This window comes from Burkholderia humptydooensis (genome assembly GCF_001513745.1).
In the GTDB taxonomy this organism is placed as follows: Bacteria; Pseudomonadota; Gammaproteobacteria; order Burkholderiales; family Burkholderiaceae; genus Burkholderia; species Burkholderia humptydooensis.
In genome coordinates, this window is the sequence record NZ_CP013380.1 from 3,301,650 (window position 1) to 3,328,402 (window position 26,753).

Annotated in this window: 28 protein-coding genes; 15 read left to right on the plus strand and 13 right to left on the minus strand. The window is 68.6% G+C overall.

The features are described 5' to 3' along the window. The first annotated feature begins 130 nt into the window (after window positions 1–130). Complete coding sequence (gene adk / locus AQ610_RS14755; protein ID WP_009911463.1) at window positions 131–793, plus strand: adenylate kinase; 663 nt, start codon at window positions 131–133, stop codon at window positions 791–793. A 199-nt stretch (window positions 794–992) separates the two neighbouring features. After that, complete coding sequence (locus AQ610_RS14760) at window positions 993–1,751, plus strand: 3-hydroxyacyl-CoA dehydrogenase (protein WP_009911462.1); 759 nt, start codon at window positions 993–995, stop codon at window positions 1,749–1,751. A 49-nt stretch (window positions 1,752–1,800) separates the two neighbouring features. Here AQ610_RS14760 and AQ610_RS14765 read toward each other — a convergent pair whose 3' ends face one another. Together AQ610_RS14765 and murJ are read right to left on the minus strand one after the other, a co-directional pair. Continuing rightward, window positions 1,801–2,643, minus strand: coding sequence for a SirB1 family protein (locus AQ610_RS14765; protein WP_006024779.1), 843 nt, complete (start codon window positions 2,641–2,643; stop codon window positions 1,801–1,803). Between the two features lie 9 nt (window positions 2,644–2,652). Continuing rightward, window positions 2,653–4,203: a murein biosynthesis integral membrane protein MurJ gene (gene murJ, locus AQ610_RS14770; RefSeq protein WP_006024778.1), complete on the minus strand. Its 1,551-nt coding sequence runs from the start codon at window positions 4,201–4,203 to the stop codon at window positions 2,653–2,655. A gap of 414 nt (window positions 4,204–4,617) precedes the next feature. Between murJ and rpsT the strand changes: the two genes are divergently transcribed. Continuing rightward, window positions 4,618–4,896, plus strand: coding sequence for a 30S ribosomal protein S20 (gene rpsT, locus AQ610_RS14775; RefSeq protein WP_004189743.1), 279 nt, complete (start codon window positions 4,618–4,620; stop codon window positions 4,894–4,896). A 182-nt stretch (window positions 4,897–5,078) separates the two neighbouring features. On the opposite strand, the gene AQ610_RS14780 is transcribed toward rpsT, so the two are convergent. After that, complete coding sequence (locus AQ610_RS14780; protein WP_006024777.1) at window positions 5,079–5,402, minus strand: DUF3579 domain-containing protein; 324 nt, start codon at window positions 5,400–5,402, stop codon at window positions 5,079–5,081. Between the two features lie 422 nt (window positions 5,403–5,824). Here AQ610_RS14780 and argF point away from each other — a divergent pair, with 422 nt between their 5' ends. Beyond that, window positions 5,825–6,754, plus strand: coding sequence for an ornithine carbamoyltransferase (gene argF / locus AQ610_RS14785; protein WP_009911459.1), 930 nt, complete (start codon window positions 5,825–5,827; stop codon window positions 6,752–6,754). Window positions 6,755–6,847: 93 nt separating this feature from the next. On the opposite strand, the gene murB is transcribed toward argF, so the two are convergent. Continuing rightward, window positions 6,848–7,897, minus strand: a complete 1,050-nt coding sequence (gene murB, locus AQ610_RS14790) for a UDP-N-acetylmuramate dehydrogenase (protein WP_009911458.1) — start codon at window positions 7,895–7,897, stop codon at window positions 6,848–6,850. Between the two features lie 135 nt (window positions 7,898–8,032). On the opposite strand from murB, the gene AQ610_RS14795 reads away from it, so the two are divergent. Beyond that, window positions 8,033–8,518 (plus strand): YajQ family cyclic di-GMP-binding protein, encoded by a 486-nt coding sequence (locus AQ610_RS14795; protein WP_006024774.1) that lies wholly within the window; start codon window positions 8,033–8,035, stop codon window positions 8,516–8,518. Window positions 8,519–8,575: 57 nt separating this feature from the next. Here the strand turns inward: AQ610_RS14795 and plsY are convergent, their stop codons facing one another. Together plsY and ybaK are read right to left on the minus strand one after the other, a co-directional pair. Next, the gene (plsY, locus tag AQ610_RS14800; protein ID WP_006024773.1) at window positions 8,576–9,184 is read right to left on the minus strand and encodes a glycerol-3-phosphate 1-O-acyltransferase PlsY; all 609 of its coding nucleotides are present in this window, start codon (window positions 9,182–9,184) and stop codon (window positions 8,576–8,578) included. A gap of 109 nt (window positions 9,185–9,293) precedes the next feature. Further along, a complete protein-coding gene (ybaK, locus tag AQ610_RS14805; protein ID WP_006024772.1) occupies window positions 9,294–9,785 on the minus strand; it encodes a Cys-tRNA(Pro) deacylase in 492 nt (163 codons plus the stop codon). Between the two features lie 141 nt (window positions 9,786–9,926). Between ybaK and AQ610_RS14810 the strand changes: the two genes are divergently transcribed. Further along, on the plus strand, window positions 9,927–11,489 hold the full coding sequence (locus AQ610_RS14810; RefSeq protein WP_006024771.1) for a class I adenylate-forming enzyme family protein: 1,563 nt from the start codon (window positions 9,927–9,929) through the stop codon (window positions 11,487–11,489). A 147-nt stretch (window positions 11,490–11,636) separates the two neighbouring features. Here the strand turns inward: AQ610_RS14810 and xerD are convergent, their stop codons facing one another. From xerD to queG, 3 genes are all read right to left on the minus strand, one after another. After that, window positions 11,637–12,638 carry a site-specific tyrosine recombinase XerD gene (gene xerD / locus AQ610_RS14815; RefSeq protein WP_006024770.1) on the minus strand — a complete coding sequence of 334 codons (1,002 nt, stop codon included), beginning with the start codon at window positions 12,636–12,638 and terminating at the stop codon, window positions 11,637–11,639. Continuing rightward, window positions 12,638–13,105, minus strand: a complete 468-nt coding sequence (locus AQ610_RS14820) for a methylated-DNA--[protein]-cysteine S-methyltransferase (RefSeq protein ID WP_006024769.1) — start codon at window positions 13,103–13,105, stop codon at window positions 12,638–12,640. Before AQ610_RS14820 ends, xerD begins: the two co-directional genes overlap by 1 nt. Before the next feature lie 80 nt (window positions 13,106–13,185). Further along, entirely contained in the window at window positions 13,186–14,415 is a 1,230-nt protein-coding gene (gene queG / locus AQ610_RS14825) for a tRNA epoxyqueuosine(34) reductase QueG (RefSeq protein WP_006024768.1), read from the minus strand. A gap of 17 nt (window positions 14,416–14,432) precedes the next feature. Here queG and AQ610_RS14830 point away from each other — a divergent pair, with 17 nt between their 5' ends. Beyond that, window positions 14,433–14,987, plus strand: a complete 555-nt coding sequence (locus AQ610_RS14830) for a bifunctional tRNA (adenosine(37)-N6)-threonylcarbamoyltransferase complex ATPase subunit type 1 TsaE/phosphotransferase (RefSeq protein WP_006024767.1) — start codon at window positions 14,433–14,435, stop codon at window positions 14,985–14,987. Further along, window positions 14,969–16,537, plus strand: coding sequence for an N-acetylmuramoyl-L-alanine amidase (locus AQ610_RS14835; protein WP_043282040.1), 1,569 nt, complete (start codon window positions 14,969–14,971; stop codon window positions 16,535–16,537). Before AQ610_RS14830 ends, AQ610_RS14835 begins: the two co-directional genes overlap by 19 nt. A gap of 83 nt (window positions 16,538–16,620) precedes the next feature. Here AQ610_RS14835 and AQ610_RS14840 read toward each other — a convergent pair whose 3' ends face one another. Continuing rightward, entirely contained in the window at window positions 16,621–17,505 is an 885-nt protein-coding gene (locus AQ610_RS14840; protein WP_009911448.1) for an O-acetylserine/cysteine exporter, read from the minus strand. A gap of 179 nt (window positions 17,506–17,684) precedes the next feature. Here AQ610_RS14840 and AQ610_RS14845 point away from each other — a divergent pair, with 179 nt between their 5' ends. After that, a complete protein-coding gene (locus AQ610_RS14845) occupies window positions 17,685–18,566 on the plus strand; it encodes a pirin family protein (RefSeq protein ID WP_006024764.1) in 882 nt (293 codons plus the stop codon). A gap of 53 nt (window positions 18,567–18,619) precedes the next feature. After that, window positions 18,620–19,468, plus strand: coding sequence for a thioredoxin (gene trxA / locus AQ610_RS14850; RefSeq protein WP_006024763.1), 849 nt, complete (start codon window positions 18,620–18,622; stop codon window positions 19,466–19,468). 123 nt (window positions 19,469–19,591) lie between these two features. On the opposite strand, the gene tcdA is transcribed toward trxA, so the two are convergent. Beyond that, complete coding sequence (gene tcdA / locus AQ610_RS14855; protein WP_006024762.1) at window positions 19,592–20,458, minus strand: tRNA cyclic N6-threonylcarbamoyladenosine(37) synthase TcdA; 867 nt, start codon at window positions 20,456–20,458, stop codon at window positions 19,592–19,594. A gap of 133 nt (window positions 20,459–20,591) precedes the next feature. On the opposite strand from tcdA, the gene pdxH reads away from it, so the two are divergent. The 3 genes from pdxH (at window position 20,592) to AQ610_RS14870 (ending at window position 24,017) form a co-directional block, all read left to right on the plus strand. Beyond that, window positions 20,592–21,236, plus strand: coding sequence for a pyridoxamine 5'-phosphate oxidase (pdxH, locus tag AQ610_RS14860; RefSeq protein ID WP_006024761.1), 645 nt, complete (start codon window positions 20,592–20,594; stop codon window positions 21,234–21,236). 130 nt (window positions 21,237–21,366) lie between these two features. Next, a complete protein-coding gene (locus tag AQ610_RS14865) occupies window positions 21,367–22,587 on the plus strand; it encodes a class I SAM-dependent methyltransferase (protein ID WP_006024760.1) in 1,221 nt (406 codons plus the stop codon). A gap of 26 nt (window positions 22,588–22,613) precedes the next feature. Then, window positions 22,614–24,017: a DUF72 domain-containing protein gene (locus AQ610_RS14870; protein WP_006024759.1), complete on the plus strand. Its 1,404-nt coding sequence runs from the start codon at window positions 22,614–22,616 to the stop codon at window positions 24,015–24,017. A 118-nt stretch (window positions 24,018–24,135) separates the two neighbouring features. On the opposite strand, the gene msrA is transcribed toward AQ610_RS14870, so the two are convergent. Then, window positions 24,136–24,693, minus strand: a complete 558-nt coding sequence (gene msrA, locus AQ610_RS14875) for a peptide-methionine (S)-S-oxide reductase MsrA (protein WP_006024758.1) — start codon at window positions 24,691–24,693, stop codon at window positions 24,136–24,138. 278 nt (window positions 24,694–24,971) lie between these two features. Between msrA and AQ610_RS14880 the strand changes: the two genes are divergently transcribed. Beyond that, window positions 24,972–25,487, plus strand: coding sequence for a flavin reductase family protein (locus AQ610_RS14880; protein WP_006024757.1), 516 nt, complete (start codon window positions 24,972–24,974; stop codon window positions 25,485–25,487). On the opposite strand, the gene AQ610_RS14885 is transcribed toward AQ610_RS14880, so the two are convergent. Then, entirely contained in the window at window positions 25,474–25,977 is a 504-nt protein-coding gene (locus AQ610_RS14885; protein ID WP_004189016.1) for an Lrp/AsnC family transcriptional regulator, read from the minus strand. The two genes, AQ610_RS14880 and AQ610_RS14885, sit on opposite strands and share 14 nt — an antisense overlap. A 128-nt stretch (window positions 25,978–26,105) precedes the next feature. Here AQ610_RS14885 and kynB point away from each other — a divergent pair, with 128 nt between their 5' ends. Then, window positions 26,106–26,747 carry an arylformamidase gene (kynB, locus tag AQ610_RS14890; protein WP_006024756.1) on the plus strand — a complete coding sequence of 214 codons (642 nt, stop codon included), beginning with the start codon at window positions 26,106–26,108 and terminating at the stop codon, window positions 26,745–26,747. Window positions 26,748–26,753: the final 6 nt, after the last annotated feature.

Below are 26,753 nucleotides of genomic sequence, written 5' to 3' on the forward strand. Positions count from 1 at the left end.
CGGCCGCCGCGCGTCGCTTTCGACCCGCCGCAGTCAGACCGGCCGATCGCGCTTGCGGCAGGGTCGCCGAGCCGCGCAGCGGTTCCCGTAGCGTCTCGCGCCAAAGCATCCACATACCGGAGATATCACCATGCGTTTGATCCTGTTGGGCGCGCCCGGCGCGGGAAAGGGCACCCAGGCAAACTTCATCAAGGAAAAGTTCGGCATCCCGCAAATCTCGACGGGCGACATGCTGCGCGCCGCCGTGAAGGCCGGCACGCCGCTCGGCGTCGAGGCGAAGACGTACATGGATGAAGGCAGGCTCGTGCCGGATTCGCTGATCATCGGCCTCGTCAGGGAGCGCCTGAAGGAGGCGGACTGCGCGAACGGCTACCTGTTCGACGGCTTCCCGCGCACGATCGCGCAGGCCGACGCGATGAAGGAAGCGGGCGTCGCGATCGACTACGTGCTCGAAATCGACGTGCCGTTCCCGGAAATCATCGAACGGATGAGCGGCCGCCGCACGCACCCGGCGTCGGGCCGCACGTACCACGTGAAGTTCAACCCGCCGAAGGTCGAGGACAAGGACGACGTGACGGGCGAGCCCCTGATCCAGCGCGACGACGACAAGGAAGAGACGGTGAAGAAGCGCCTCGACGTGTACGAAGCGCAGACGAAGCCGCTCATCGCGTACTACGGTGACTGGGCGGCGCGCGGCGCGGAGAACGGCCTGAAGGCGCCCGCGTACCGGAAGATCTCCGGCCTCGGCTCTGTCGACGAAATCCGCGCGCGCGTGTTCGACGTGCTGAAATAATCGCGCCGCGGCGTGCGCCGCGCATGCCGCACGCGTGACGATGACGAAGGAACCGCCCTCCCCGGGCGGTTTTTTTTCGTCCGGTCGTTCGCTTCGCGCCGGGCTTCGGCGCTCGCTCGTACAATCGTCGCAGCGCGCGCGTCGCTTCACGACATTCGATCGACATTCATTCCAATCAATCCAAGGAGAAGGAGCAAACATGGAGATTCGCGACAACGTCTTCCTGATCACGGGCGGCGCGTCCGGGCTCGGCGCGGGCACCGCGCGCCTCTTGACCGAGGCGGGCGGCAAGGTCGTGCTCGCCGACCTGAATCAGGAAGCGGGAGAAGCGCTCGCGCGCGAGCTGGGCGGCGTGTTCGTCAAGTGCGACGTCGCGCGCGAAGAAGACGCGCAGGCGGCCGTCGCCGCCGCGACGAAGCTCGGCACGCTGCGCGGGCTCGTCAACTGCGCGGGCATCGCGCCCGCGGCGAAGACGGTCGGCAAGGACGGCCCGCACCCGCTCGAGCTGTTCGCGAAGACGATCACCGTGAACCTGATCGGCACGTTCAACATGATTCGCGTCGCAGCCGCCGCGATGGCCGCGAACGAGCCGGCGCAAACCGGCGAGCGCGGCGTGATCGTCAGCACCGCGTCGGTCGCCGCGTTCGACGGCCAGATCGGCCAGGCCGCGTACGCGGCGTCGAAGGCGGGCGTCGCCGGCATGACGCTGCCCATCGCGCGCGACCTGTCGCGCAACGCGATTCGCGTGATGACGATCGCGCCCGGCATCTTCGAGACGCCGATGCTGCTCGGCATGCCGAAGGAAGTGCAGGACGCGCTCGGCGCGATGGTGCCGTTCCCGCCTCGCCTCGGCAAGCCGGCCGAGTACGCGATGCTCGTCAAGCAGATCGTCGAGAACCCGATGCTCAACGGCGAGGTGATCCGCCTCGACGGCGCGATCCGGATGCAGCCGAAGTAACGAAGCGGCGCGCGCGGCCGTCGGGCGCCCCGCCCGGCCGCCCCGCCGCTCAATCGTCGTCGTCGCGCTGCATCCGCTGCCGCAACTCGCTGACCTGCGCTTCGACGATCGTCGCGTCGACCGCGTCGGGCCGCTCGCCGAGATACGTCTGCAGATCCTCGAGCGCGGGACGCAGGTAGTCGAGGCGCGCGTACGCGAAGCCGCGGTCGCGCACTTCGTCGAGCTGCCCCGGCAGCAGGATCACGAGCCGTTCCTGCACGCCGAGCAGCCGCTGCCAGCGCTCCGTCTGCAAATAGACGGCTTTCAGGTTGTTCAGCATCCGCGCGACGATCTCGCGTTCCGTCGCCGGCTGCAGCAGCGCGCGCAGCACGCTCGCCGTGCCGCCCTCGGCGTGCGCGACGTACGGCTCGAGCATCTCGACGAGCTCCGGTTCCGACAGCGAGCGCCCCGTCGTCGGATCGAGGATCGAATCGCCGTCCGGCAGCGCGATGCGTAGCAGGAAATGCCCGGGAAACGACACGCCGCGCGCCGGCACGCCAACCTGCCCGGCAAGCTCCAGATACAGCACCGCGAGCGTAATCGGAATCCCGCGGCGGCGCTTGAGCACCATGTTCAGATAGCTGTTGTCCGGATCGTAGTAGTCGTTATGGTTGCACGCGAAGCCGAGCTCGCGGAAGAAGAAGTCGTTCAGGAGCGCGAGCTTCTCGCTCGCGCCCGCGCCGTCCGGCAGCCGCCTCGCGAGCCGCGCGGCGAGCGCGTCGAGCTCAGCGAGCACGCCTTGCAGGTCCACGTCGGGATAGGCGTCCTGCGCGAGCGACAGCGCCGCCTCGGTGAGCGGCAGGCCATCGTCTTCGGCGACGAGCGAACTGAAATAGTCGAGAACGCGAGTCATTGGGGTCCGTTACTTGGCGCGCCGTCTGAAGTACGCGTATTTGAAACCCATCAGCCACAACATACCGAAATATAGTGCAGCGAACAGAACGAGGCAGGCGGCCATCAGCGCGATCCGCTCGAGCGGCGCCGCGCGCATCGCGGTCCAGTCGAAGTTGATCGCGAGCCAGTGCATCACGCCGGCGAGCACGAGCGACGCGCCCGCGAGCTGCGCGAAAAAACGCAGCCAGCCGGGCGACGGCTGGTAGATGCCGCGGCGGCGCAACCCGATGAAGAGGAGCAGCGAATTCAGGCACGCGCCGACGCCGATGCTGAGCGTGAGCCCCGCATGACCGATGATCGGCACGAACACGTAGTTCGATAGCTGCGTGACGACGAGCACGCCGACCGCGATCTTCACGGGCGTCTTGATGTCCTGCTTCGCATAGAAGCCGGGCGCGAGGATCTTGATGAGGATGATGCCGACGAGGCCGATCCCGTATGTCGCGAGCGCGCGCGCGACCATCGTGACCGTGTGCGCGTCGAACTTGCCGTAGTTGAAGAGCGTCGCCGTCAACGGCTTGGCGAAGAAGAAGAGCGCGAGCGCGCTCGGCGCCGCGAGCAAGAACGTGACCCGCAGTCCCCAGTCGAGGAGCGCCGAATACTCGGTCGAATCGGCGTCGACATGCGCCTTCGACAGGCTCGGCAACAGGATCGTGCCGAGCGCGACGCCGAGGAGCGCGGTCGGGAATTCCATCAGCCGGTCGGCGTAATTGATCCACGACACGGCGCCCTGCCCGAGCCGCGACGCAATGTTCGTATTGATGATCAGCGATAACTGCGCGACCGACACCGCGAACGTCGCGGGCACCATCTTCGCGAGCACGCGCTTCACGCCCGGATGCGCGAGCGCGCGCATCGGATTGACGCCGATCGCGGGCACCATGTCGATCTTCTTCAGCCCCGGCAACTGCACCGCGAACTGCAGCACGCCGCCCGCGATCACCGCCCACGCGAGCGCGTAGACGGGCACCTTCAGATGCGGCGCGACGAACACGGCCGCGACGATGAACGCGACGTTCAGCAGCACGGGCGCGAACGCCGGCAGCGAAAAGCTCTTGTATGTGTTGAGCACGCCCGACGCGAGCGTCGTGAGCGAAATGAACACGATGTACGGGAACATGATCTGCGTCATCGCGACGGCGAGCGGGAACGCCTGCCCGTCCGCGCGCAGCCCCGACGCGACCGCGAACACGACCCACGACGCGCCGGCGATCCCGGCGAGCGACAGGAATGCGAGCGCCCACGCGAGCACGGTCGACATCGCGTCGACGAGCGCTTTCGTCACATCATGCCCTTTTTGATTCTTGAACTCGGCGAGAATCGGCACGAACGCCTGCGAGAACGCGCCTTCGGCGGACAGCCGGCGCAGCAGGTTCGGAATGCGGAAGGCGACGTAGAACGCGTCGGTGAATTGACTGGCGCCGAACGCGCGGGCGATCAGCGTCTCACGGGCCAGTCCGGTCACGCGCGACAGCAGCGTGAAGCCGCTGACCGTCAGCAGGGCTCGGAATAGATTCATGGGGCGCTTATTATACGGACCTCGGGCGACGGCGACCGATACGTTCGAGCAAAAGGGGCGTACCGGCGCGGGCGTACCGGCGCGGGCGGACCTGCGAGAGGCATCCGGTCATGGGCGCGCCGCCGTCGACATATCGGCACGGACGCCCGCGCCGGCGTTTCGGCGAATGCGTCTTGCGCTTGCCACTCGCTTGATTTTGTTGTTATAATTGCCGGTTTCTGAGCCTGTCATACGATACGTGTGCGTTGCGTGCGTCGCCCAAGCGTCGTTTCGCGGTCAAGCGCGTCGGCCGGCCTCGGTTAAAACCGACGTTTTTTTGCGCTCCCGGGCAATCGCTCCCGGGAGTCGGATCGAAAAGCAGCGCTTGGCCGTCAGGCTCCAAGCTCTGGAAACAGGACAGGATAAGGAACCGTCATGGCTAACTCCGCACAAGCACGCAAGCGCGCCCGCCAGGCAGCGAAGGCAAACTCGCACAACTCGGCGCTGCGTTCGAAATTCCGCACCGCGATCAAGGCCGTCCGCAAGGCGATCGACGCCGGCGATCAGGCAAAGGCCGCCGAACTCTTCAAGGCCGCGACGAAGACGATCGACACGATCGCCGACAAGAAGATCGTTCACAAGAACAAGGCCGCTCGCCACAAGAGCCGCCTCTCCGCAGCCGTCAAGGGCCTGCAGGCACAAGCCGCGCAGTAAAGATCCGGCGCGCCCGCAAGGCGGGCGCCCTGTTTCCTCTGCGATCGACAAAAAAGCCCGCTTCACGCGGGCTTTTTTGCTTCGGATTTTCGCCGCTCTCACGACGCTCGGCCGCCGCGGCCCGATCCACGCCCGCCTGCGTCGCCCGCCCTCGCCTCATTGCCGAAGCGCAGCCGTTTCGCCTACTTTTGCGTCTTGCTGTAATCGGGCAGCTCGCACGCCTCGGTGACAACGAGGTTGTTGTCCTTAGCGAAATTCATCACGAAATCGAACGCCATCGGCTCGACATCGCGCAGCCGGGCATCGACGATCACGCACTTGAGATCGCCGAGCAGCGTCGGCCGCACGTAGCGCGAATATTGAAGGCGGGCATTGGGCCCGCTCGCCCCCGGACCGTAGCACGACATCACGCCTGCGAGACGCTCGGACCAGTCGCTCGGCCGAAACTTCTTCCCATCTTTCGTGATGCCCTGAATGAAATATTCGGTCGGGAGAGTTTCAGCCATGAGGGTACCCAAGTGACGGCCCAGCAGTGCTCCGGCGCCGTTGCGCCTGGACACTTCGAACACAATGGAAGCGGCTTCGCGGCGGCTCTCGACGAGCGCACCCGACCGTGCATTCCGGCTTGCGGCGCATCGCGCGCAGGCGAGCCGTCACGTCGGCCGATTGTGTCCGGCAGACCAGGCATGAACCTTGCCCGCCGGGCTTGAGAAAACCTTGAAATTATACCGCAGCGCGCCATTGCGCGTCGTGTCGAGGCATGCCGGAAATCGGCGCGGCGGCGCGGCGGCGCGGCGAGCGCCCGGCGGCCGCGCCGCGCGGCTCGTCAAAGCATAAAAAATCCTTTATGCTGGTTCGAGTTATCACATCCGACGGCGGCGCCGTCCGGCGCGTTCGCCGCCGGTTTGAGTCCGCCGTATTCCGTTTCATGACCGCCAAGACCATTCGTCACTACCTGCAGTTCAAGGATTTCTCGCTGGAAGACTACGAGTACGTGCTCGAACGCACGGGTATCCTGAAGCGCAAATTCAAGAACTACGAGACCTATCACCCGCTGCACGACCGCACGCTCGCGATGATCTTCGAGAAGAGCTCGACGCGCACGCGCCTGTCGTTCGAGGCCGGGATCTTCCAGCTAGGCGGCCACGCCGTGTTCATGAGCACGCGCGACACGCAGCTCGGCCGCGGCGAGCCCGTCGAGGATTCGGCGCAGGTGATCTCGCGAATGGTCGACATCATCATGATCCGCACGTTCGAGCAGGACATCATCCAGCGCTTCGCCGAGAATTCGCGCGTGCCCGTGATCAATGGTCTGACGAACGAGTACCACCCGTGCCAGGTGCTCGCCGACATCTTCACGTATTACGAGCATCGCGGCCCGATTCGCGGCAAGACGGTCGCATGGGTCGGCGACGCGAACAACATGCTGTACACGTGGATACAGGCCGCGCGCATCCTCGACTTCAAGCTGCGGCTGTCGACGCCGCCCGGCTACGCGCTCGACGCGAAGCTCGTCGACGCGGAAAGCGCGCTGTTCTATCAGGTGTTCGACGATCCGAACGAAGCGTGCAAGGGCGCGGACCTCGTCACGACCGACGTGTGGACGAGCATGGGCTTCGAAGCGGAAAACGAGGCGCGCAAGCAGGCGTTCGCCGACTGGTGCGTCGACGGGGAGATGATGTCGCACGCGAATCCCGACGCGCTCTTCATGCACTGCCTGCCCGCGCACCGCGGCGAGGAAGTGGCGGCGAGCGTGATCGACGGCCCGCAAAGCGTCGTGTGGGACGAGGCGGAAAACCGCCTGCACGTGCAAAAGGCGCTGATGGAGTTCCTGCTGCTCGGGCGCCTGAACCACTGATGCACGGGCGCGACAAAAAACCTCGCTGATCGACAGCGAGGTTTTTTTATCGGTCTACCGCCGATGCGGCCGATGCGCGCGGCCGCGCCCCGCCTACAGGCATACCGGCTCCAGCTCCAGCTCGACGCCGAAGCGCTCGCGCACGTCGCGCTGAATCGCACGCGCGAGCGCGAGGACGTCAGCGCCCGACGCGCCGCCGCGATTGACGAGCACGAGCGCCTGCCGCTCGTGGACGGCCGCCGCGCCGAGCGCGCGCCCTTTCCATCCGCAGCGGTCGATCAGCCAGCCGGCCGCGAGCTTCACGCGCCCGTCCGGCTGCGGATACGACACGACGTCGGGCTCGCGCGCGCGCAGCGCGGCGAACGCCTGCGCGTCGATCACCGGATTCTTGAAGAAGCTGCCCGCGTTGCCGAGCTCGAGCGGATCGGGCAGCTTCGCGCGCCGGATCGCGACGACTGCGTCGAACACGTCGCGCGCGCGCGCGACGTTTGCGTCGATGCCGCGCGCGGCGAGTTCGCGCGCGACGTCCGCATAGCCGATGCGCGGCGTCCATGCCTTCGGCAGCCGGAACGTCACCGACACAATCGCGAAACGGCCGCGCCCTTCCCGCTTGAAGAAACTGTCTCGATAACCGAACGCGCAGCGCGTGGCGTCGAATTCGGCGATCTCGCCCGTCGCGAGCTCGACCGCGCGCAACGACGCGAAACGCTCCCTCATCTCGACCCCGTACGCACCGATGTTCTGGATCGGCGCCGCGCCGACCGTGCCCGGAATCAGCGCGAGATTCTCGAGCCCCGGCATGCCTTCGGCAAGCGTCCATTCGACGAACGCGTGCCAGTTCTCGCCGCCGCCCGCCTCGACGTACCACGCGTCGTCGTCCTCGCGCGCGAGCGCGCGGCCGCGGATCTCGTCGAGCAGCACGAGGCCGTCGAAGTCGCCCGTCAACACCACGTTGCTGCCGCCGCCGAGCACGAGCGTGTCGAGCCCCGCGACGCGCGGGTCGCGCGCGAGCGACGCGAACTGCCCGGGCGAGCCGATCCGCGCCGCAACGCGCGCGCGCACATCGAAGCCGAACGTGTTGTGCGCGCGCAGCGGATAGTCGGGAAGCAACTGGACGGAGGAATCGGGATGGAACATCGGCATTCGCGGTTGCGCCGGCGCGCGGTCAAGTCCGCGGCCTTGGGCAAATGTAGGGGCGCCGGTAAAATGGCGGTCGTCCGCAATTATAGCGAGTGCCCGTGCGCTGGCCGCGTGCGGCACGCTCTACAGGAGAATGCCATGCCATCGTTCGACGTCGTTTCCGAAGCGAACATGATTGAAGTGAAAAACGCAGTCGAGCAATCGAACAAGGAAATTTCGACCCGCTTCGACTTCAAGGGCTCCGACGCGCGCGTCGAGCAGAAGGAGCGCGAGCTCACCCTCTACGCCGACGACGACTTCAAGCTCGGCCAGGTCAAGGACGTGCTGATCGGCAAGATGGCGAAGCGCAACGTCGACGTGCGCTTCCTCGACTACGGCAAGATCGAGAAGATCGGCGGCGACAAGGTCAAGCAGATCGTGACGATCAAGAAAGGCGTGTCGGGCGACCTCGCGAAGAAGGTCGTGCGCATCGTGAAGGACAGCAAGATCAAGGTGCAGGCGAGCATCCAGGGCGACGCGGTGCGCGTGTCCGGCGCGAAGCGCGACGATCTGCAAAGCGTGATCGCGCTGCTGCGCAAGGAAGTGACCGATACGCCGCTCGACTTCAACAACTTCCGCGACTGACGCCCGGACGGGCGGCGCGTGGGCGGCTCATCCGCGCGCCGCGGGCGAGCGCGCGAATCACGCGCCCGTTTTCTTTCGCCCGATCCGGCTTTCCTCGCCGGCGAGCAGCTTCGAGATGTTCGACCGATGCCGCCAGATCAGCAGCACGCTCATCGCGAGCACGGCCCACGCGACCGGATTGTTGCGCGTGCCGAACAGGAACACGTCGAAAACCGGCGCGAACACGGCCGCGACCAGTGCCGCAAGCGACGAATAGCGGAAGAAGAACGCGATGATGAGCCACGTGAGCGCGGTCGCGAGGCCGAGCGCCGGATGCACGGCTAGCAGCACGCCCGCCGCGGTCGCGACGCCCTTGCCGCCCTGGAAGCGGAAGAACACCGGATACAGGTGGCCGAGGAATACGGCGATCGCCGCGAGCGCGACGCCGATCTCGCCGCCGATGCCGAAGCGCCTGACGAGCCAGACCGCGAGCCAGCCCTTGAATGCATCGCCGACGAGCGTGAGGATCGCCGCCTTCTTGTTGCCGCTGCGCAGCACGTTGGTCGCGCCGGGATTCCTCGAGCCGTACGAGCGGGGGTCGTCGAGCCCCATCGCGGCGCTGACGACGACGGCAAACGACACCGATCCGATCAGATAGGCGGCGACGGTAGCGAGCAGGATCTGCATGCGAAGGACTCTTGTTTCAACGTATGGGTTGGATGGGCGGCCTCGATCGCGAAGCCGCGGCGGCGCTCATTCTACCGAAGCGGCGCGGCGCGCCATGCGGGTGAAACCCTCAGTCGACGCTCGCGCACTGCACCGGCCGCGCGTTCAGCAGCGCCGTCAGCACCGCCGGCGCGAGGCTCACCAGATAGCCGCGCCGGCCGCCGTTCAGGTAGATCGACGGCAGATCGAGGATCGTCGATTCGACATAGACGGGCATCGCCTTCTTCGTGCCGAACGGCGACGTGCCGCCGACGAGGTAGCCCGAATGCCGGTTCGCAACCTCCGGCTTGCACGGCTCGACGCGCTTCGCGCCGATCTGCCGCGCAAGGTTCTTCGTCGACACCGTGCGGTCGCCGTGCATCAGGATGATGAGCGGCTTCGCGTGCTCGTCTTCCATCACGAGCGTCTTCACGACCGCGTGCTCGTCGGCGCCCAGTTGCCGCGCCGATTCGGACGTGCCGCCGTGGTCGACGTATTCGTAGACGTGCTCGCCGAATGCAACGCCGTGGCGGCGCAGGAACTGCGTCGCGGGCGTTTCGGAAACGTGTTTGGATTTGCTCATGCGCGCATTTTAATTGCTCGCGGCGCGCGGGACCATTGTCCGAATGGCAGATTGTCCGCGCGGCGGCTGCGTGGCACGATCGTCGCCACACGATCGGCGACGCGCGCGACACCGCGCTCGCGCCGATTCATCGGAGAAACCATGACCATCGAGTTTTCCACCGGCGCGGCGATCGACGTCGATGCGCTGATCGGCGCATTGCCGTCGCGAATCGCGGCGCTGCCCGCGCGCGTCGCCGAGCGCACGCCCGATCACGTCGCACTGATCGAGGACGCCCGTCGGCTCACGTATGCGCAGCTCGCGCGCGCAATCGACGCGGCGGCGGACCGGCTGCGCGGCCTCGGCGTGCAAGGCGGCGACCGCGTGATGATCGTCGCGGAGAACAGCATCGCGCAGATCGTGCTGCTGTTCGCGGCGACACGACTCGACGCGTGGGCGATCGTGTCGAACGCGCGCCTCTCGGCGGCCGAGCTCGACGCGATCGCCGCGCATGCGCAGCCGCGCCTGATCGCGTTCGTCACCGGCACGTCGCCCGATGCGCACGCCCACGCCGAGCGACGCGGCGCGCAGCCGGCCGCGCCGTTCGAGCTCGACATCGGCGCGTGGTCGTACACGATCGATGCACGCCCGCGCGCGGAGCCGGTCGAGGCGGACGGCGCACGCCAGTGCGCGGCGCTCGTCTATACGACGGGCACGACCGGCACGCCGAAGGGGGTGATGCTGTCGCACCGCAATCTGCTGTTCGTCGCCGCGGTGTCGAGCGCACTGCGGCGCGTCGCGCCCGCCGACATCGTCTACGCGGTGCTGCCCGTGTCGCACGTGTACGGGCTCGCGTCGGTCTGCCTCGGCAGCCTCTACGCGGGTGCGACGCTCAGGCTCGCGCCCCGCTTCTCGCCGCAGGCGCTGCGCCGCGCGCTCGTCGACGAGCGCGTGACGATCTTCCAGGGCGTGCCCGCCATGCACGCGAAACTGCTCGAGCATCTGCGCACGCACGGGCATGCGTGGCACGCACCGCACCTGCGCTTCGCGTACTCGGGCGGCTCGCCGCTCGACGCCGATCTGAAGGCGCGCATCGAACGCGTCTACGGCCTGCCACTGCACAACGGCTACGGAATGACCGAGAGCAGCCCGACGATCGCACAAACGCCGATCGACGCGCCGCGCGCCGATTGCTCGGTCGGCGTGCCGATCCCGGGCGTCGCCGTGCGCTTCTGCGCGGCGAACGGAGCCGATGTCGCGCCGGGCGAAGTCGGCGAGCTGTGGGTGCGCGGGCCGAACGTGATGCTCGGCTACTACCGCAATCCGGAGGGCACGCGCGCGGCGGTCACGGCGGACGGCTGGCTGAAGACGGGCGACCTCGCACGCGCCGGCGCCGACGGCGCGGTGACGATTGTCGGCCGCAGCAAGGAACTCATCATCCGTTCGGGCTTCAACGTCTATCCGTCCGAAGTCGAGCAGGCGCTGAACGCACATCCGGACGTCGTGCAGTCCGCGGTGATCGGACGCGCGGTCGAAGGCGACGAGGAAGTGATCGCGTTCGTCGAGCTCGCGCCGAACGCGGCCGCAACCGAAGGCGATCTGAAGGAATGGTGCGCGGACAGGCTCGCGCCGTACAAGCGCCCCGCGCAAATCCGCGCGCTCGACGCGCTGCCTGCCGCGTCGACGGGCAAGGTGCTCAAGCACCGGTTGCGCGAGATGCGATGATTCGGCGCGGCCCGCGATCACGCCGCTCGTCGGCGAGCTCGCAGCCGCGCGAACGAGACGAGGATGCCGGCGCACGCCGAGATCCGCGCGCATCGACTCCGACGATCACGCGCGCGCGACGGCGCTCCCGATCGCAACGCGCGAGCGTCACCCGCGCGGATGATTCGCCGCATGCAGCATCTTCAACCGCTCGCGGGCAACGTGCGTGTAGATCTGCGTCGTCGAGATATCGCTATGGCCGAGCAGCAGTTGCACGACCCGCAAATCCGCGCCGTGATTCAGCAGGTGCGTCGCGAACGCGTGCCGCAGCGTGTGCGGGGACAGATGCACGCGAACGTCCGCCTGCTGCGCATGGCGCTTGATGATGTTCCAGAACTGTTGGCGCGTCATGCCGTCGCCGCGCGCTGTGACGAACAGCGCGTCCGCCGCGCGTGCACCGAGGAGCGCAGGCCGCGCGCCGCGCAGATAGCGCTCGATCCAGCCGTGCGCGACTTCTCCGAACGGCACGAGCCGCTCTTTCGAGCCCTTGCCCGTCACGCGCACCACGCCTTCGTTCAATCCGACCTCGACCGTCTTCAGCGTGACGAGCTCGCTCACGCGCAGCCCGCTCGCATACATCAGTTCGAGCATCGTGCGGTCGCGCAGGCCGAGCGGCGTGTCGACGTCGGGTGCGGCGAGGAGCGCCTCGACCTGCGCCTCGGACAGCGTCGACGGAAACCGCGGCGCCTGTTTCGCCGATGCGATCCTGAGCGTCGGATCGACGGCCGTGCGGTGCTCGCGCACCGCCCAGCCGTAGTAGCGGCGAAACACCGACAGCCGGCGATTCGACGACGTCGCCTTGCCGTCGCTGCGTGCGGCGATGTAGCCCTCGAGCATCGGCCTTTCGGCACGATCGAGACTCGCCGCGTGCCGCGCGGCGAGCCACTGCGCGAACAATTGCAGGTCGCGCCGATACGCGTCCAGCGTGTTGCGCGACAGCCCGTGCTCGAGCCACATCGCATCGCAGAACAGATCGATCGACGTGCGGCTGTCGAGCCACGCGGGCGACGCGGCCGACTCGTCGGCCGGACGGTCGGCCGACGGCGCGAGCGCGCGGCCGGCGTCGCCGCCCGCCGGGTCGGTTGCGGGAATGCGTACTGCGCGCGCCATCAGTACCGCACGCCCTCGTGCGCAAGCAGCCAGCGCTTGACCTTCAGGAAGTAGCCTTCGTCGTCGTGGTTCGCGAATCCGCCGATCCCGCCCGACGCGACGACGCGGTGGCACGGAATCACGAGCGGAAAATAGTTCGCCCCGCAGGCCTGGCCGACCGCGCGCGGCGCGCTGCCGATCTGCTTGGCGACCTGCCCGTAGGTCAGCACGATGCCGGGCGGAATCGCGCTGATCGCGCTCCACACCCGATGCTGGAACGGCGTGCCGACTTCGGCGAGCGGCAGGTCGAAACGCGCGGATGCGCGCTCGAAATAGCGCTCGATCTGACGCGCCACCCGCTTCGCGAGCGCCGTGTCCGGCGCGACGCTCTTCATCGAATCAGGCAGATAGACGATCTCTCGCACGACCGACGCGTCGGTGCGGATGCCGACCTTGCCGAACGGCGCATCGATTACTGCGTTGAACATCGTTCTCTCCTGAAAGGGCGCGCCCACGCGATGCGCCGGCCGCCCGCCAAACCGTCACAAGCCGTCACTTTACGCCGCCTTCACGCGGCGCGCAGCGCCCATTCGACGTGCTCGCGCACGAGCGCGGACACGGACGGGTCGCCCAAACGCGCGCGCAGCGCCGCAACGATCGCCGCGCGCGCGCCGGGCTCGATGCTGCCGGGCGCGGCGCGCAGCGCGTTGCCGAGGCCGACCGCGAGATTGCGCAGCCAGCGCTCGTAGCCGATCCGGCGAATCGCGCTGCCTTGCATCCGCTCGCCGAATTGCTCGGCAGTCCATTCGAACAGCTCGACGAGCGACGCGCGATCGAGCCCGTGCCGCACGTCGAAATCGGCGACGGGCGCCGCCTGCGCAAACTTGTTCCACGGGCAGACGAGCTGGCAGTCGTCGCAGCCGTACACGCGATTGCCGATGAGCGGCCGCAGCGGCTCGGGGATGCTGCCGTGCAATTCGATCGTCAGATACGAGATGCAGCGCCGCGCGTCGACGCGGTACGGCGCGACGATCGCGCCCGTCGGGCATGCGCCGATGCAGCGCGTGCAACTGCCGCAATGCGCGCCGGGCGTCTCGGGCGCGGCGTCGGGCGACGTCTGCGCGTCGGTCGGCAGCGGCACGTCGACGTAAATCTCGCCGAGGAAGAAGAACGAGCCTGCGTCGCGCTGCAGCAGCAGCGTGTGCTTGCCGCGCCAGCCGGCGCCCGCCTTCTGCGCGAGCTCGACCTCGAGCACGGGCGCCGAATCGGTGAACACGCGGTGGCCGAACGCGCCGATCTCGGCTTCGATCCGCTCGGCGAGCGTCTGCAAGCGGTTGCGCAATACCTTGTGATAATCGCGGCCGCGCGCGTAGACGGACACGACGGCCGCCTGCGGATCGGCGACGCGCGCCGCCTCGCGCGCGCGCCAGTCGCGCCGCGCGGCCCCCGAATCGGGCGCGTCTTCGAGCGTTTCCGCGGGCAGATACGCGAGCCGCGCGGAGATCACGCGTCGCGTGCCGGCCACAAGTTCGGCCGGCCGCGCGCGTTTCATCCCATGTTTGGCCATATAATCCATCTCGCCGTGGCATCCGGCTTCCAGCCAGGCGGCGAGCCCTGCTTCGGCATCCGAGAGATCGGTATCGCTGATGCCGATCGCCCCGAAACCCAATTCGCGCCCCCAGGACTTGATGCGCGACGCGAGCTCGGCGAGCTCGGCGCCGTCGAGGCGAGACGGCGCGGCGCGCCCGTCCTGCGAGGAGCGCGCATCCGCGACTGCGAGTTCCGGAATTTGGTCCATTGCTCTATTTTACGAGAATGCCCGAGCAGCCTAGCCACGCGCATGCCGCGCCCCCCCTGCCCGCTCCGCTCGCCGAGCACACGCTCGCGCTCGCCGACGAAGCGGCGACGATCGCGTTCGCCGAACGCTTCGCGCACGCGCTCGACGCGGTGCGCGGCGAACGCGCCGCCGCGCATGCGTTCGGCGGCCTGCAGATCCAGCTATACGGCGATCTCGGCGCGGGCAAGACGACGCTCGTGCGCGCGATGCTGCGCGGCCTCGGCCACGCGGGCCGCGTGAAGAGCCCGACCTACACGCTCGTCGAGCCGTATGCGCTCGCGCGTTCCGATGGGGAACTCGAGGTCTATCACTTCGATCTGTACCGTTTTAGCGATCCGGCCGAATGGGCCGACGCAGGCTTTCGCGAGTATTTCAATTCCGGCGCGATCTGCGTCGTCGAATGGCCGCAACGGGCGGGCGCGCTCCTTGGCGTGCCGGATCTCGTGTTCTCGCTCGACGTGGACGGCGAAGGCCGCCTCCTCACCGCCCGGGCGTACAGCGCATCAGGAAAGGCATGTCTCGAAAGATGTTGATCAAACCGTTCCGCTCGATCGAATCGGCGGCCACCGCGATCCATAACTGGCGACGCCGGCAGATCCTGCGCGCCGGCGCGTCGACGCTCGTGCTCGGGCTCGCGCTGCCGCGCCTCGCGCACGCGAGCTCGGTGCTCGGCGTGCGCGTGTGGCCCGCGCGCGACTACACGCGCGTGACGATCGAATCGGACCAGCCGCTGCAGAACACCCAGCAGTTGCTGCAGGGTCCGGACCGGCTCGTCGTCGACCTGAACGGCCTCGAGCTCGACCAGGCGCTGCGCGACCTCGTATCGAAGATCGCGCCGAACGATCCGCAGATCCAGTCGGTGCGGGTCGGCCAGTATCAGCCGCACGTCGTGCGGATGGTATTCGACCTGAAGGGCTCGGTGAAGCCGCAGGTGTTCACGCTGCCGCCCGTCGGCACCTACAAGTACCGGCTCGTGTTCGACCTGTATCCGGCCGTCGCGCCCGATCCGCTGTCCGACCTGATCGCGCAGACGGAGCGCAAGGAACAGCAGTTGAACGATACGCTGCGCGCGCAGCAGGCGCAGCCGCCGACGGCCGCGCTCAACGGCCCGACCGCCGCGCCGCCCGCCGCGGCCGACAACAGCGATGCGTTCTTCCAGCGCTTCGCGCAGAACAACCCGCCGGCCGCGCACTCGACGCGGCCAGCGCCCGCCTCACCCGCCAATCCGCCCGTCGCTCAGGCGACGCCGCCCGCCGCGCCGCCGCGGCCCGCGGTCAAGCCGCCGCCCGTCATCGCGCGCAGGAACGACGACGACGATTCGGGCGACGCCGACACCTACGCGTTCACCGCGCCGAAATCGGGCCGCGGCACCGTGCGCCTCTTGACGGTCGCGATCGACCCGGGCCACGGCGGCGAGGACCCGGGCGCGATCGGCGGCGGCGGCACGTACGAGAAGCACATCGCGCTCGACATCGCGAAGAAGCTGCGCGCGAAGATCGACGCCGCGCCGAACATGCGCGCGATGATGACGCGCGACGCCGATTTCTTCGTGCCGCTGAACGTGCGCGTGCAGAAGGCGCGGCGCGTCGGCGCGGATCTGTTCGTGTCGATCCACGCGGACGCGTTCACGACGCCGTCGGCTCGCGGCTCGTCGGTGTTCGCGCTGTCGGACCACGGCGCGTCGAGCGCGGCCGCGCGCTGGCTCGCGAACAAGGAGAACTCGTCGGACCTGATCGGCGGGATCAACATCAAGACGCAGGACGTCGCGGTGAATCGCGCGCTCTTCGACATGTCGACGACCGCGCAGATCCGCGATTCGCTGCGCTACGGCAACTACGTGCTGCGCGAAGTCGGCGGCATCAACAAGCTGCACAAGGGCTCGGTCGAGCAGGCGGGGTTCGCGGTGCTGAAGGCGCCCGACATTCCGTCGATCCTCGTCGAGACCGCGTTCATCAGCAATCCGGACGAAGAGCGCCGGCTGAACGACGACGCGTATCGCGACCAGATGGCCGATGCGATCTTGCGCGGGATCAAGCGCTATTTCGCGGCGAATCCGCCGCTCGCGAAGAGCCGGATGACGTAACCGCGCGAGCGCGGCGCGGCCGCCGCGCCCGAGTTTCCGCCTTCCGGCTCGCGCGCTCGCCGTAGCCGAACCCCGCCCCGCCATCACGACGCGGCCGCGAAAAACCGCCGCGCGACGCGATCGCCGAACACGTTGACCGCGAGCCCCGCCATCACGAGCGCGGCGCCCGCGAGCTGCGCGGGCGTCAGCCGCTCGCCGAGCAGCAGCGCCGAGGACGCCAGGCCGACGATCGGCACGAGCAGCGAGAACGGCGCGACCTGCCCGGCCGGATAGCGCGACAGCAGCCGGCTCCACAGCCCGTAACCGAGCAGCGTCGCGACGAACGCGAGATAGACGATGGCGAAGATCGACGCGCCCGAGAGCGACGTCAGCGCGGCCTCGATCCGCCGCGGCCCCTCGAACCAGTACGACAGCGTGAAGAACGGCACCGGGGGCACGAGGCTCGCCCACACGACGAGCGACACGAGATCGACCTTGCCGACCTTCTTCGTCACGACGTTGCCGAGCGCCCAGAGCGCCGCCGCGCCGATCGTCAGCAGAAAGCCCGCGAGCGTCATGCCGCGGCCGCCCTGCACGGCGATCGCGACAAGGCCGGCCGCGGCGATCGCGAGGCCCGCGAGATTGCGCGCGCGCAGTCGCTCGCCGAGCACGAGCATCGCGAAGAAGAGCGTGAAGAACGCCTGCGCCTGCAGCACGAGCGACGCGAGCCCGGCCGGCATGCCGACATACATCGCGGAAAAGAGGAACACGAACTGGCCGAGCAGGATCGTCGAGCCGTACAGCGCGAGCAGCCGCCACGGAATCTGCGGGCGGCGCACGAAGAACACCGCGGGCACCGCCGCGAGCAGGAAGCGCAGCCCGCCGAGCAGCATCGGCGGCACGCCGTGCAGCCCGACCTTGATCACGACGAAGTTCACGCCCCACGCCAGGATCACCACCAGCGCCAGCAACAGGTCTTTCGGGGCCATCGTCGTCTCCTCGGTCTTTTTCGCGCGAACCGCCGAGTCTACCGGCGTTTCGCGAAGCGTGCAGCCCGCCCCGCGCGCCGCGAGCGCGCGCCGCCGCATCGGCCGGGACGCCGTTACAATGGGCCGCATATCCCGCATCCGTCACGCGAACGCGTCGAGCGTTCCGGACGCCTCCAGCCATGACCGACTCGATCAAAGCCATCCTGAAGCCGCACGTGCGCGACATCGGCAACCTGACCGTGCGCCGCACGCTGCCCGCGCTCGCCGAGCGCACCGTCGGCCCGTTCATCTTCTTCGATCACATGGGCCCCGCCGTGCAGCCGGCGGGCGTGGGCCTCGACGTGCGTCCGCATCCGCACATCGGCCTCGCGACCGTCACCTATCTGTTCGACGGCGCGATCATGCACCGCGACAGCCTCGGCTCGGTGCAGAAGATCGTGCCGGGCGACGTCAACTGGATGACGGCCGGACGCGGGATCGTCCATTCGGAGCGCACGCCGGACGACGCGCGCGCGAGCGGGCAGACCGTGCACGGCATCCAGACCTGGGTCGCGCTGCCGCGCGCGGACGAGGCGCGCGAGCCGTCGTTCGAGCACCACGCGGCCGCGACGCTGCCGAAGCTCGAGCGCGACGGCGTCGCGCTGACGGTGATCGCGGGCGACGCGTTCGGCGTGCGCTCGCCCGTCACGACGTTCTCGCGCACGCTGTACGCCGCCGCCGTGTTCACGGCGGGCGCCGCGCTCGCGCTCGACGCCGATCACGAAGAGCGCGCGGTCTATCTCGTCGACGGCGACCTGACGATCGACGGCGCGCCGCTCGAGGCCGCGCGGATGGCGGTGCTCGCGCCGGGCGCGCAGGTCGCGCTCGCGAGCGCGCGCGGCGCGCGCGCGATGCTGCTCGGCGGCGACAAGCTCGACGGCGAACGCTTCATCGAATGGAATTTCGTCGCGAGCGCGCGCGACGCGATCGAGCGCGCGAAGCGCGCCTGGGCGGCGCAGCAGATGGGGAGGGTACCCGGCGAAACCGACTGGATTCCGTTTCCGGAGCGCCGCGCGCATTGAAAAACCGCCCGCGCACCCTCATTGTGCATTCATCCAACACCGACGAGGACGCCATGGACACCACGCTCGCTACTTTCGAACGCGACGTCATCGACGCATCGCTTGCCGCCCCCGTGCTGGTCGACTTCTGGGCGCCCTGGTGCGGCCCGTGCAAGACGCTCGGCCCGCTGCTCGAGAAGCTCGAGCAGGAGTACGAGGGCCGCTGGAAGCTCGTGAAGGTCAACGTCGACGAGAATCAGGAGCTCGCCGCGCACTTCCAGACGCGCAGCATTCCGCACGTGATCGCATTCGCGGGCGGGCGGCCGGTCGACCAGTTCGTCGGCGTGCTGCCCGAAGGACAACTGCGCGCGTTCCTCGACCGCCTCGTGCCCGCGCCCGACGAAGCCGAGCGGCACGCCGCGCAGGCCGCGCTCGCCGACGAGCGGATCGACGACGCGCTGTCGCACCTCGAGAACGCGCTCGCGCTGAACCCCGGCTACGACGAGGCGCGCCTCGATCTGGTCGAGCTGCTGCTCGCGCTGAACCGGATCGACGACGCCCGCGCGGAGGCCGCGCGCCTGTCGCCGCAGACGACGGGCGGCGCCGACGCGCGCTACCAGGCGATCAAGACGCGCTTCGACGCACTCGATGCAACGGCCGACCTGCCGCCGACCGACGCGCTCGAAGCGCGGATCGCAAGCGACCCCGCCGATCTCGACGCGCGCTTCGATCTCGCGCAGAGCCTGATCGCGCGACGCGCTTACGAAGGCGCGCTCGAGCAGTTGCTGGAGATCGTCCGGCGCGACCGGACGTTCGGCGACGACGTCGGCCGCAAGACGATGATTTCGGTGTTCGAGCTCGCGGCGGACCAGCCCGAGCTCGTGTCCGCGTGGCGGCGCAAGCTGAGCGCGGCGCTGAACTGACGACCCGACGCCCGACGAACGGACGACGACGGGCTCAGGCCGGAGCGGCCATGCGGCAGGCGCGCGCATGGCGCGTGCGCCACTTTTTTCTTTCGCCGCGATTGCACGGCGGCCGCGCCGGCGTTACCGCCCCGCCCGCGCGGCGAGCGCGCGCAGAGCATGCGCGGCCGCCGCGAACCCGAAGCTCGCGGTCACGCACACGCTCGAGCCGAAGCCCGCGCAATTGAGCCCGGTGGGCCCCGGCGCCTGCGCGTCGGTTGCCGTGTGCAGCGCGACGTCGTCGACGTCGCACACGGCCGCCTCCGGGTAGATCAGCGGCTCGTCCGAGTAGACGGCACTCACCTTGAATTTCGCTTTCGGCCCGCGCGGAAAGCCGTGCTGCTTGCGCAACTGCGCGCGCACCTTCGACAGCAGCGGGTCCTGGATCGTCTGCGCGAGGTCGTCGATCCGGATGCGGGTCGGATCGAGCTGGCCGCCCGCGCCGCCGACCGTCACGAGCGGCTGCCCGCGCGCGACGCACCACGCGATCAGCGCGACCTTCGTGCGCGCGCTGTCGATCGCGTCGACGATGTAATCGAAGCCGCCGCCGAGCAGTGCATCGAGATTGTCCGGCTCGACGAAATCCTCGATCTTCACGACGCGGCACGCCGGATCGATGAGCGCGATCCGCTCGGCCATCGCGTCGACCTTCGGCTTGCCGTAGTTGCCGTCGAGCGCGTGGATCTGCCGGTTCGTGTTGCTTTCGGCGACGTTGTCGAGATCGATCAGGGTCAGTTCGCCGACGGCGCTGCGCGCAAGCGCCTCGGCCGCCCACGAGCCGACGCCGCCGATGCCGACCACGGCGACGCGCGCGCGCTCGAACGCGGCGAGTGCGTCGGCGCCGTAGAGCCGCGCGACGCCGCCGAAGCGTCGCGCGCGATCCGCGTCAAGCTGTCCGGATGGCTGCGGAGTAACATCGTGATGCGTCGCAATGGCGTCGGTACGAGACATACAAGCTGAACGAAAGGCAACGGATAGCCCGCTATTTTGCCTGATCGGCCGACGGCAAACACGCACCGAACCGCTGCAACGCAGGTTTTTTCCACCTTCGTTATACTGGCCCCGATTGAGCGCCCGCACACCGATGACGACACTTGCCGATCTCCGCACCAACTATTCCCGCGCGTCGCTCGACGCAGCGGACGTGAACCCGAATCCGTTCGTCCAGTTCGACGTCTGGTTCAAGGAAGCGCTCAGCGCGCAGTTGCCCGAGCCCAACACGATGACGCTCGCGACCGTCGACGAATCCGGCCGGCCGTCCGCGCGGGTCGTGCTCATCAAGGGCGTCGACGAGCGCGGCTTCGTGTTCTTCACGAACTACGAGAGCCGCAAGGGGCGCGAGCTCGCGCACAACCCGAACGCGGCGCTGCTCTTCTACTGGATCGAGCTCGAGCGGCAGGTCCGCATCGAGGGGCGCATCGAAAAGACGAGCGAAGAGGAAAGCGACCGGTATTTCGCGTCGCGGCCGCTCGGCTCGCGGATCGGCGCATGGGCGTCCGAGCAGAGCGCGGTGATCGAGAGCCGCGCGCTGCTCGAGGCGCGCGAGAAGGACATCAGCGCGCGCTTCGGCGAAAATCCGCCGCGCCCGCCGCACTGGGGCGGCTACCGTCTCGTGCCGAGCGCGATCGAATTCTGGCAGGGCCGCCCGTCGCGGCTCCACGACCGCCTGCTGTACGTGCGCGATCCCGCGTCGGAGAGCGGCTGGAAGATCTCGCGCCTCGCGCCGTAACGCGCCGCGCGCCCGCACCCGCCCTGCCCGCGTTTCGTTTTTGCTCGCGGGCGGCCGCCGTCCCCGCACGCCGGCCGCCCGCCCGACAACCTGGCGGTATTTCGTTTCAACGAACAAAAGGGGATTCCAAATGTTCTGGGAAAAGAAACTGGCACAGTGGGCGGACGAAGTACGGGAGAAGTCGAACATACCGGCGCGCCTCGTCCTCTGGAACGGACAGCAACTCGACTTCGGCACGTTCGCGGCGCCGCAGGTGACGCTGAAGGTCAACAGCGCGTCCGCGCTGCCGCTGCTGCTCGAGCCGAGCCTCGACAACCTCGGCGAGGCGTACGTGAAGGGCAAGATCGACATCGAAGGCAAGCTCGCCGACATCATCAACATCAGCTATTCGCTCGCGCGCAGCACGGTGACGAGCGCGAGCAAGCTCGCGCGCGTGAAGCGCTACTTCAATCACTCGAAGAGCTCCGACCGGAAAGCGATCCAGTATCACTACGACGTGTCGAACGAGTTCTACGCGCTGTGGCTCGACGAGAACATGGTCTATTCGTGCGCGTACTTCGAGAACGGCGACGAAGACCTCGGCACCGCGCAGATCAAGAAGATCGACCACATCCTCACGAAGATCGGCGTGCAGCCCGGCCAGCGCCTGCTCGACATCGGCTGCGGCTGGGGCGCGCTCGTGCTGCGCGCGGCGGGCAAGTTCGGCGCGCGCTGCGTCGGCGTCACGCTGTCGCAAAACCAGTTCGAGCTCGCGACCGAGCGCGTGAAGCGCGCGGGCCTCGAGGACCGGATCGAGATCAGGCTGCAGGACTATCGCGAGATCGACGGCCAGTTCGACCGGATCACGAGCGTCGGGATGTTCGAGCACGTCGGCCGCAAGAACCTGCCGCTCTACTTCTCGCGAATCCGCGAGCTGCTCGCCGACGACGGCATTGCGATGAACCACGGCATCACGTCGACCGACGCGGAAAGCGGCGAGACGGCGCTCGGCGGCGGCGAATTCATCGACCGCTACGTGTTCCCGGACGGCGAGCTGCCGCACATCAGCCTCGCGCTCGAGGCGGCGCAGCGCGGCGGGCTCGAGGCGGTTGACGTCGAGAGCCTGCGACGGCACTATGCGCGCACGCTCGACATCTGGACCGAGAACTTCGAGGCGAAGGCCGAGGAAGCCAGAAAGCTCGTCGACGACGAAAAATTCCGCATCTGGCGCGTGTATCTGGCCGGCTGCGCGTATGCATTCGAGCACGACGACGTGTCGATCTTCCAGATCGTGTGCCGCAAGGCCGGGCAGAGCGCGAAAACGCTGCCGTGGTCGCGGCGCTACATGTACGAACACACGCTGCCGCGCTGACGGGCGGCGCCTTTTTGCGATGACGGATGGGTGACGGCAGCACGCGGCGCAAACCTGCGCCGCCACGAGAAGACGACGCGCGAAGCGATCAATTCGACCTGTTCGGGGCGCAGCCGCTGTCGCAGCCGCCTTCACCCGCGTCGTCGTCCGGATCGGGCGGCAAGCGCAAGCGCGCGGCGCGCGGCCGGCCAGGCGACGCGTCGCGGGATGTCGCGGCGTCGGGTGACGCGTCGCCGTCGGACGACATGGCGGGAACGCCGCCGACCGCGGCGAAGCGCGCGCCGGGTGCGAACGGCGGCGCGAACGACAAAAGCGGAGGCGATGCCGACGCGCCCGCCGCCCCGCCCGACTCCGCCGCGACACCCACGCTCCCCGGTTTCGACGCGCCGCCGCCCGCCGCCGCGCCCAGGAAGCGCGCGCGCCGGCGCGGCGTCGCGCCCGCCGCGATCACGGACGACATCGCCGCCGCCGCGCGCGCGCTGCCGCCGCACGTGCGGCTCGGCACGTCGTCGTGGTATTTCCCCGGCTGGAAGGGCATCGTCTACGGCGACGACTACGCGCAATCGAAGCTGTCGCGCGAAGGCCTCGAAGCGTACGCCGCGCATCCGCTGCTCAAGAGCGTGAGCCTCGACCGCTCGTTCTACGCGCCGCTCACCGTCGCCGATTATCTGCGCTACGCGCAGCAGGTGCCGGACGACTTCCGCTTCGTCGTCAAGGCGCCGGCGCTCGTCACCGATGCGGTGCTGCGCGGCGCGCGCGGCGAGCCGACCGGCCCGAACCCGGCGTTCCTGAACGCGCGGCTCGCCGCCGACGAATTCGTGCGCCCGTGCCTCGAAGGGCTCGGCAACAAGGCGGGCGCGCTCGTCTTCCAGTTCCCGCCGATGCCCGATACGCTGCTCGCCGATCCGGCCGCGCTCGTCGACCGCCTGAGCGCGTTCCTCTGCGCGCTGCCGCCGCTGCCGCCGCCGGATGGCTCAGATGGCATAGGCGGCCCGGACGGCCCGCGCTACGCGGTCGAGATCCGCGACGCGAGCCTTCTCACGCCGCGCTTCATCCGCGCGCTCGCGGCGGCGGGGGTGCGCTACTGCGTCGGGCTGCACGCGAAGATGCCGGACCCGCTGCGTCAGGCGGCGGCGCTCGCGCTCCTCGACGGCGAGCCGTCGGGCCCGCTGATCGTCCGCTGGAGCCTGCACAGCGGCTTCAAGTACGAACAGGCGAAGGCGAAGTACGAGCCGTTCGACCGGCTCGTCGACGAGGACCCGCATACCCGCACGGCGCTCGCGGAGCTCGCGGCGCGCTACGTGCTCGCCGGCCAGCCGGTGCTCATCACGGTGAACAACAAGGCGGAAGGATCGGCGCCGCTGTCGTGCATCGCGCTCGCGAAGGAAATCGCGGCCGCGTGCGCGCGCTGGCGCGGCGAGGCGGCGTAAAGCGCGGGGGGCGCACCGCGCGCCGGCGGGCGATCCGCACCCCGTCAACGCTCGCCCCGCGCGGTCGGTCATGCGACACGCGACGCATCCGGCGTCGCCCCATCGCGTCATGCGCCCGTCACGCGCCGCGCGACTTCAGCCGATGCGCGAACTTCTGCCGAAACTTCGCGAGCTTCGGCCCGATCACGACCGCGCAGTAGCCCTGCCCCGGATTGCGCGCGTAATAGTTCCGGTGATATTCCTCCGCGGGCCAGTAGTTGCCGTTCAGCGGCTCGACCTGTGTGACGATCGGCTCGTCGTACAGCTTGTCGCGCTCGAGCGTGCCGATCACGTCGAGCGCCGTGTCGCGCTGCGCGTCCGAGTGCGTGAAGATCACCGACCGGTATTGCGTGCCGACGTCGTTGCCCTGCCGGTTCAGTTGCGTCGGATCGTGCGTCGCGAAAAAGATCTCGAGGATCTCGCGATAGCCGATCCGGTCCGGATCGAACGTCACGTTGACGACTTCCGCGTGGCCCGTGTCGCCGCCGCACACGTCACGGTAGCCGGGATCGCGCGTATGGCCGCCCGCGTAGCCCGATTCGACGGCCGTCACGCCGTCGACGTCGAGAAACACCGCCTCCTGGCACCAGAAGCACCCGCCGCCCAGCGTCGCGACTTCGTTCGTTGCTTGACTCATATCGGTTTCCTTTCGTTCGTTACGTTCGTCCCCCGCGCCACGCCCGCGCCCGCCCCGGCCGCCGCACGCGACGCGCGCCGCGTTCCGCGAAAAATGTGGCGCCGGCCAGTCGCCGGGTGCGGCGGCCCGTCGCAGCCGTGCACGATTGCCGCTAAAATCGTCGCTAACCAGACGAATTTTCCGATGACCGTCCTGCTCACTTCCCGCCATTTCACCCGCGGCGCCGCCGCCCGTTCCGCTCGCCGCCGCGCGCGCCCGTCGCCCGAGGCCGTCACGCGATGAAACATGGACAGGCCAGCCCGCCGAATTTCGATGCCGCCGCGTTCCGCCAAGCGCTCGGCCAGTTCGCGACCGGCGTGACGGTGATCACGACGCGCGCGCCGTCCGGCCAGTTGATCGGCATCACCGCGAGCTCGTTCAACTCGGTGTCGCTCGATCCGCCGCTCGTGCTGTGGAGCCTCGCGCACAAATCGGCGTCGATGCCGGTGTTCCGCACGAACAGCCATTATGTCGTCAACGTGCTGTCCGCGTCGCAGCATGATCTGTGCATGCGCTTCGCGACGCTGAAGGGCAACCGCTTCGAAGGCGTGTCGCATGCGCAGGGCGACTCCGGCATGCCCGTGCTCGACGGCGCGCTCGCGTGGTTCGAATGCCACAACCGCAGCCGCTACGACGAGGGCGACCACGTGATCTTCGTCGGCGAGGTCGAGCGCTGCGGCGTGCACCCCAACGCCGCCGCGCTCGCGCCGCTCGTGTTCCAGAGCGGCGGCTTCCACGGCCTCACACGGCTTTGATCGCGGGGCCCGTGCGCGCGAGCGCGACGGGCGGCCCCGCTTCGTCCTTCAGCGTCTGCAGCACGATGTTCGAGCGGATGTCGAGCACGCCGGGCGTCTTGTATAGCTGATTCAGCACGAAATCGGAGTAGTGCTTCAGGTTGTGCGCGAGCACGCGCAGCAGATAGTGCGTCTCGCCCGTCACGACGAACGCGCCGACCACCTCCGGCCATTCGCGCACCGCTTGCGCGAAACGCTCGTGCCACTGCGTCTGGTCGTTGCGCATCGACACCTGCACGAACGCCTCCAGCTCGAACCCGAGCTTCTCGCGGCTCAGGCACGCGCGATAGCGTTCGATCACCCCCTGCTCTTCGAGGAGCCGCATCCGCCGCAGGCACGCGGACGGCGACAGCGAAATGCGCTCGGCCAGATCGAGGTTGCTGATCCGGCCTTCTTCCTGAAGGACCGCGAGAATACGGCAATCGGTTGCATCCAGCGTAATCGCATGCATTTTTGGTCTCCGTTTTAGAGCTATTTCGAATTATCTGCCATATTGGTGGATTGTCCATGCTTATTTCGCAAGCACCTGCTTCGCGGCTTTGCCTATCATGCGAATCATCCGAGGTTCTTCGACAACGCATGGACACGATCTGGGACATCTCCCCGTCAATCTCCGCCGCAACGCCCGTCTGGCCGGGCGACACGCCCGTCGGCATCGAGCAGGTGTGGCGCATCGAGGCGGGCTCGCCCGTCAACGTCGCGCGCATCACGCTGTCGCCGCACACGGGCGCGCACGCGGATGCGCCGCTGCACTATGACGCCGACGGCGCGCCGATCGGCGCGGTGCCGCTCGACGCGTATCTCGGCCGCTGCCGCGTGATCCATTGCATCGGCGCGCGCCCCGTCGTCGCGCCCGACGACGTGCGCGCGGCGCTCGCCGGCGCGCCGCCGCGCGTGCTGCTGCGCACGTACGGCCAGGCGCCGCAGCGCGCGTGGGACAGCGCGTTCTGCGCGGTCGCGCCGCAGACGATCGATCTGCTCGCCGCGCACGGCGTGCGCCTCGTCGGCATCGACACGCCGTCGCTCGACCCGCAGGAATCGAAGACGATGGACGCGCACCGGCGCATCCGCGCGCACCGGATGGCGATTCTCGAAGGCCTCGTGCTCGACGAAATCGCCGCCGGCGACTACGAGCTGATCGCGCCGCCGCTGAAGTTCGCGACGCTCGACGCGAGCCCCGTGCGCGCGGTGCTGCGCGCGCTGCCCGACGCGCCGCGCTGAAAAACG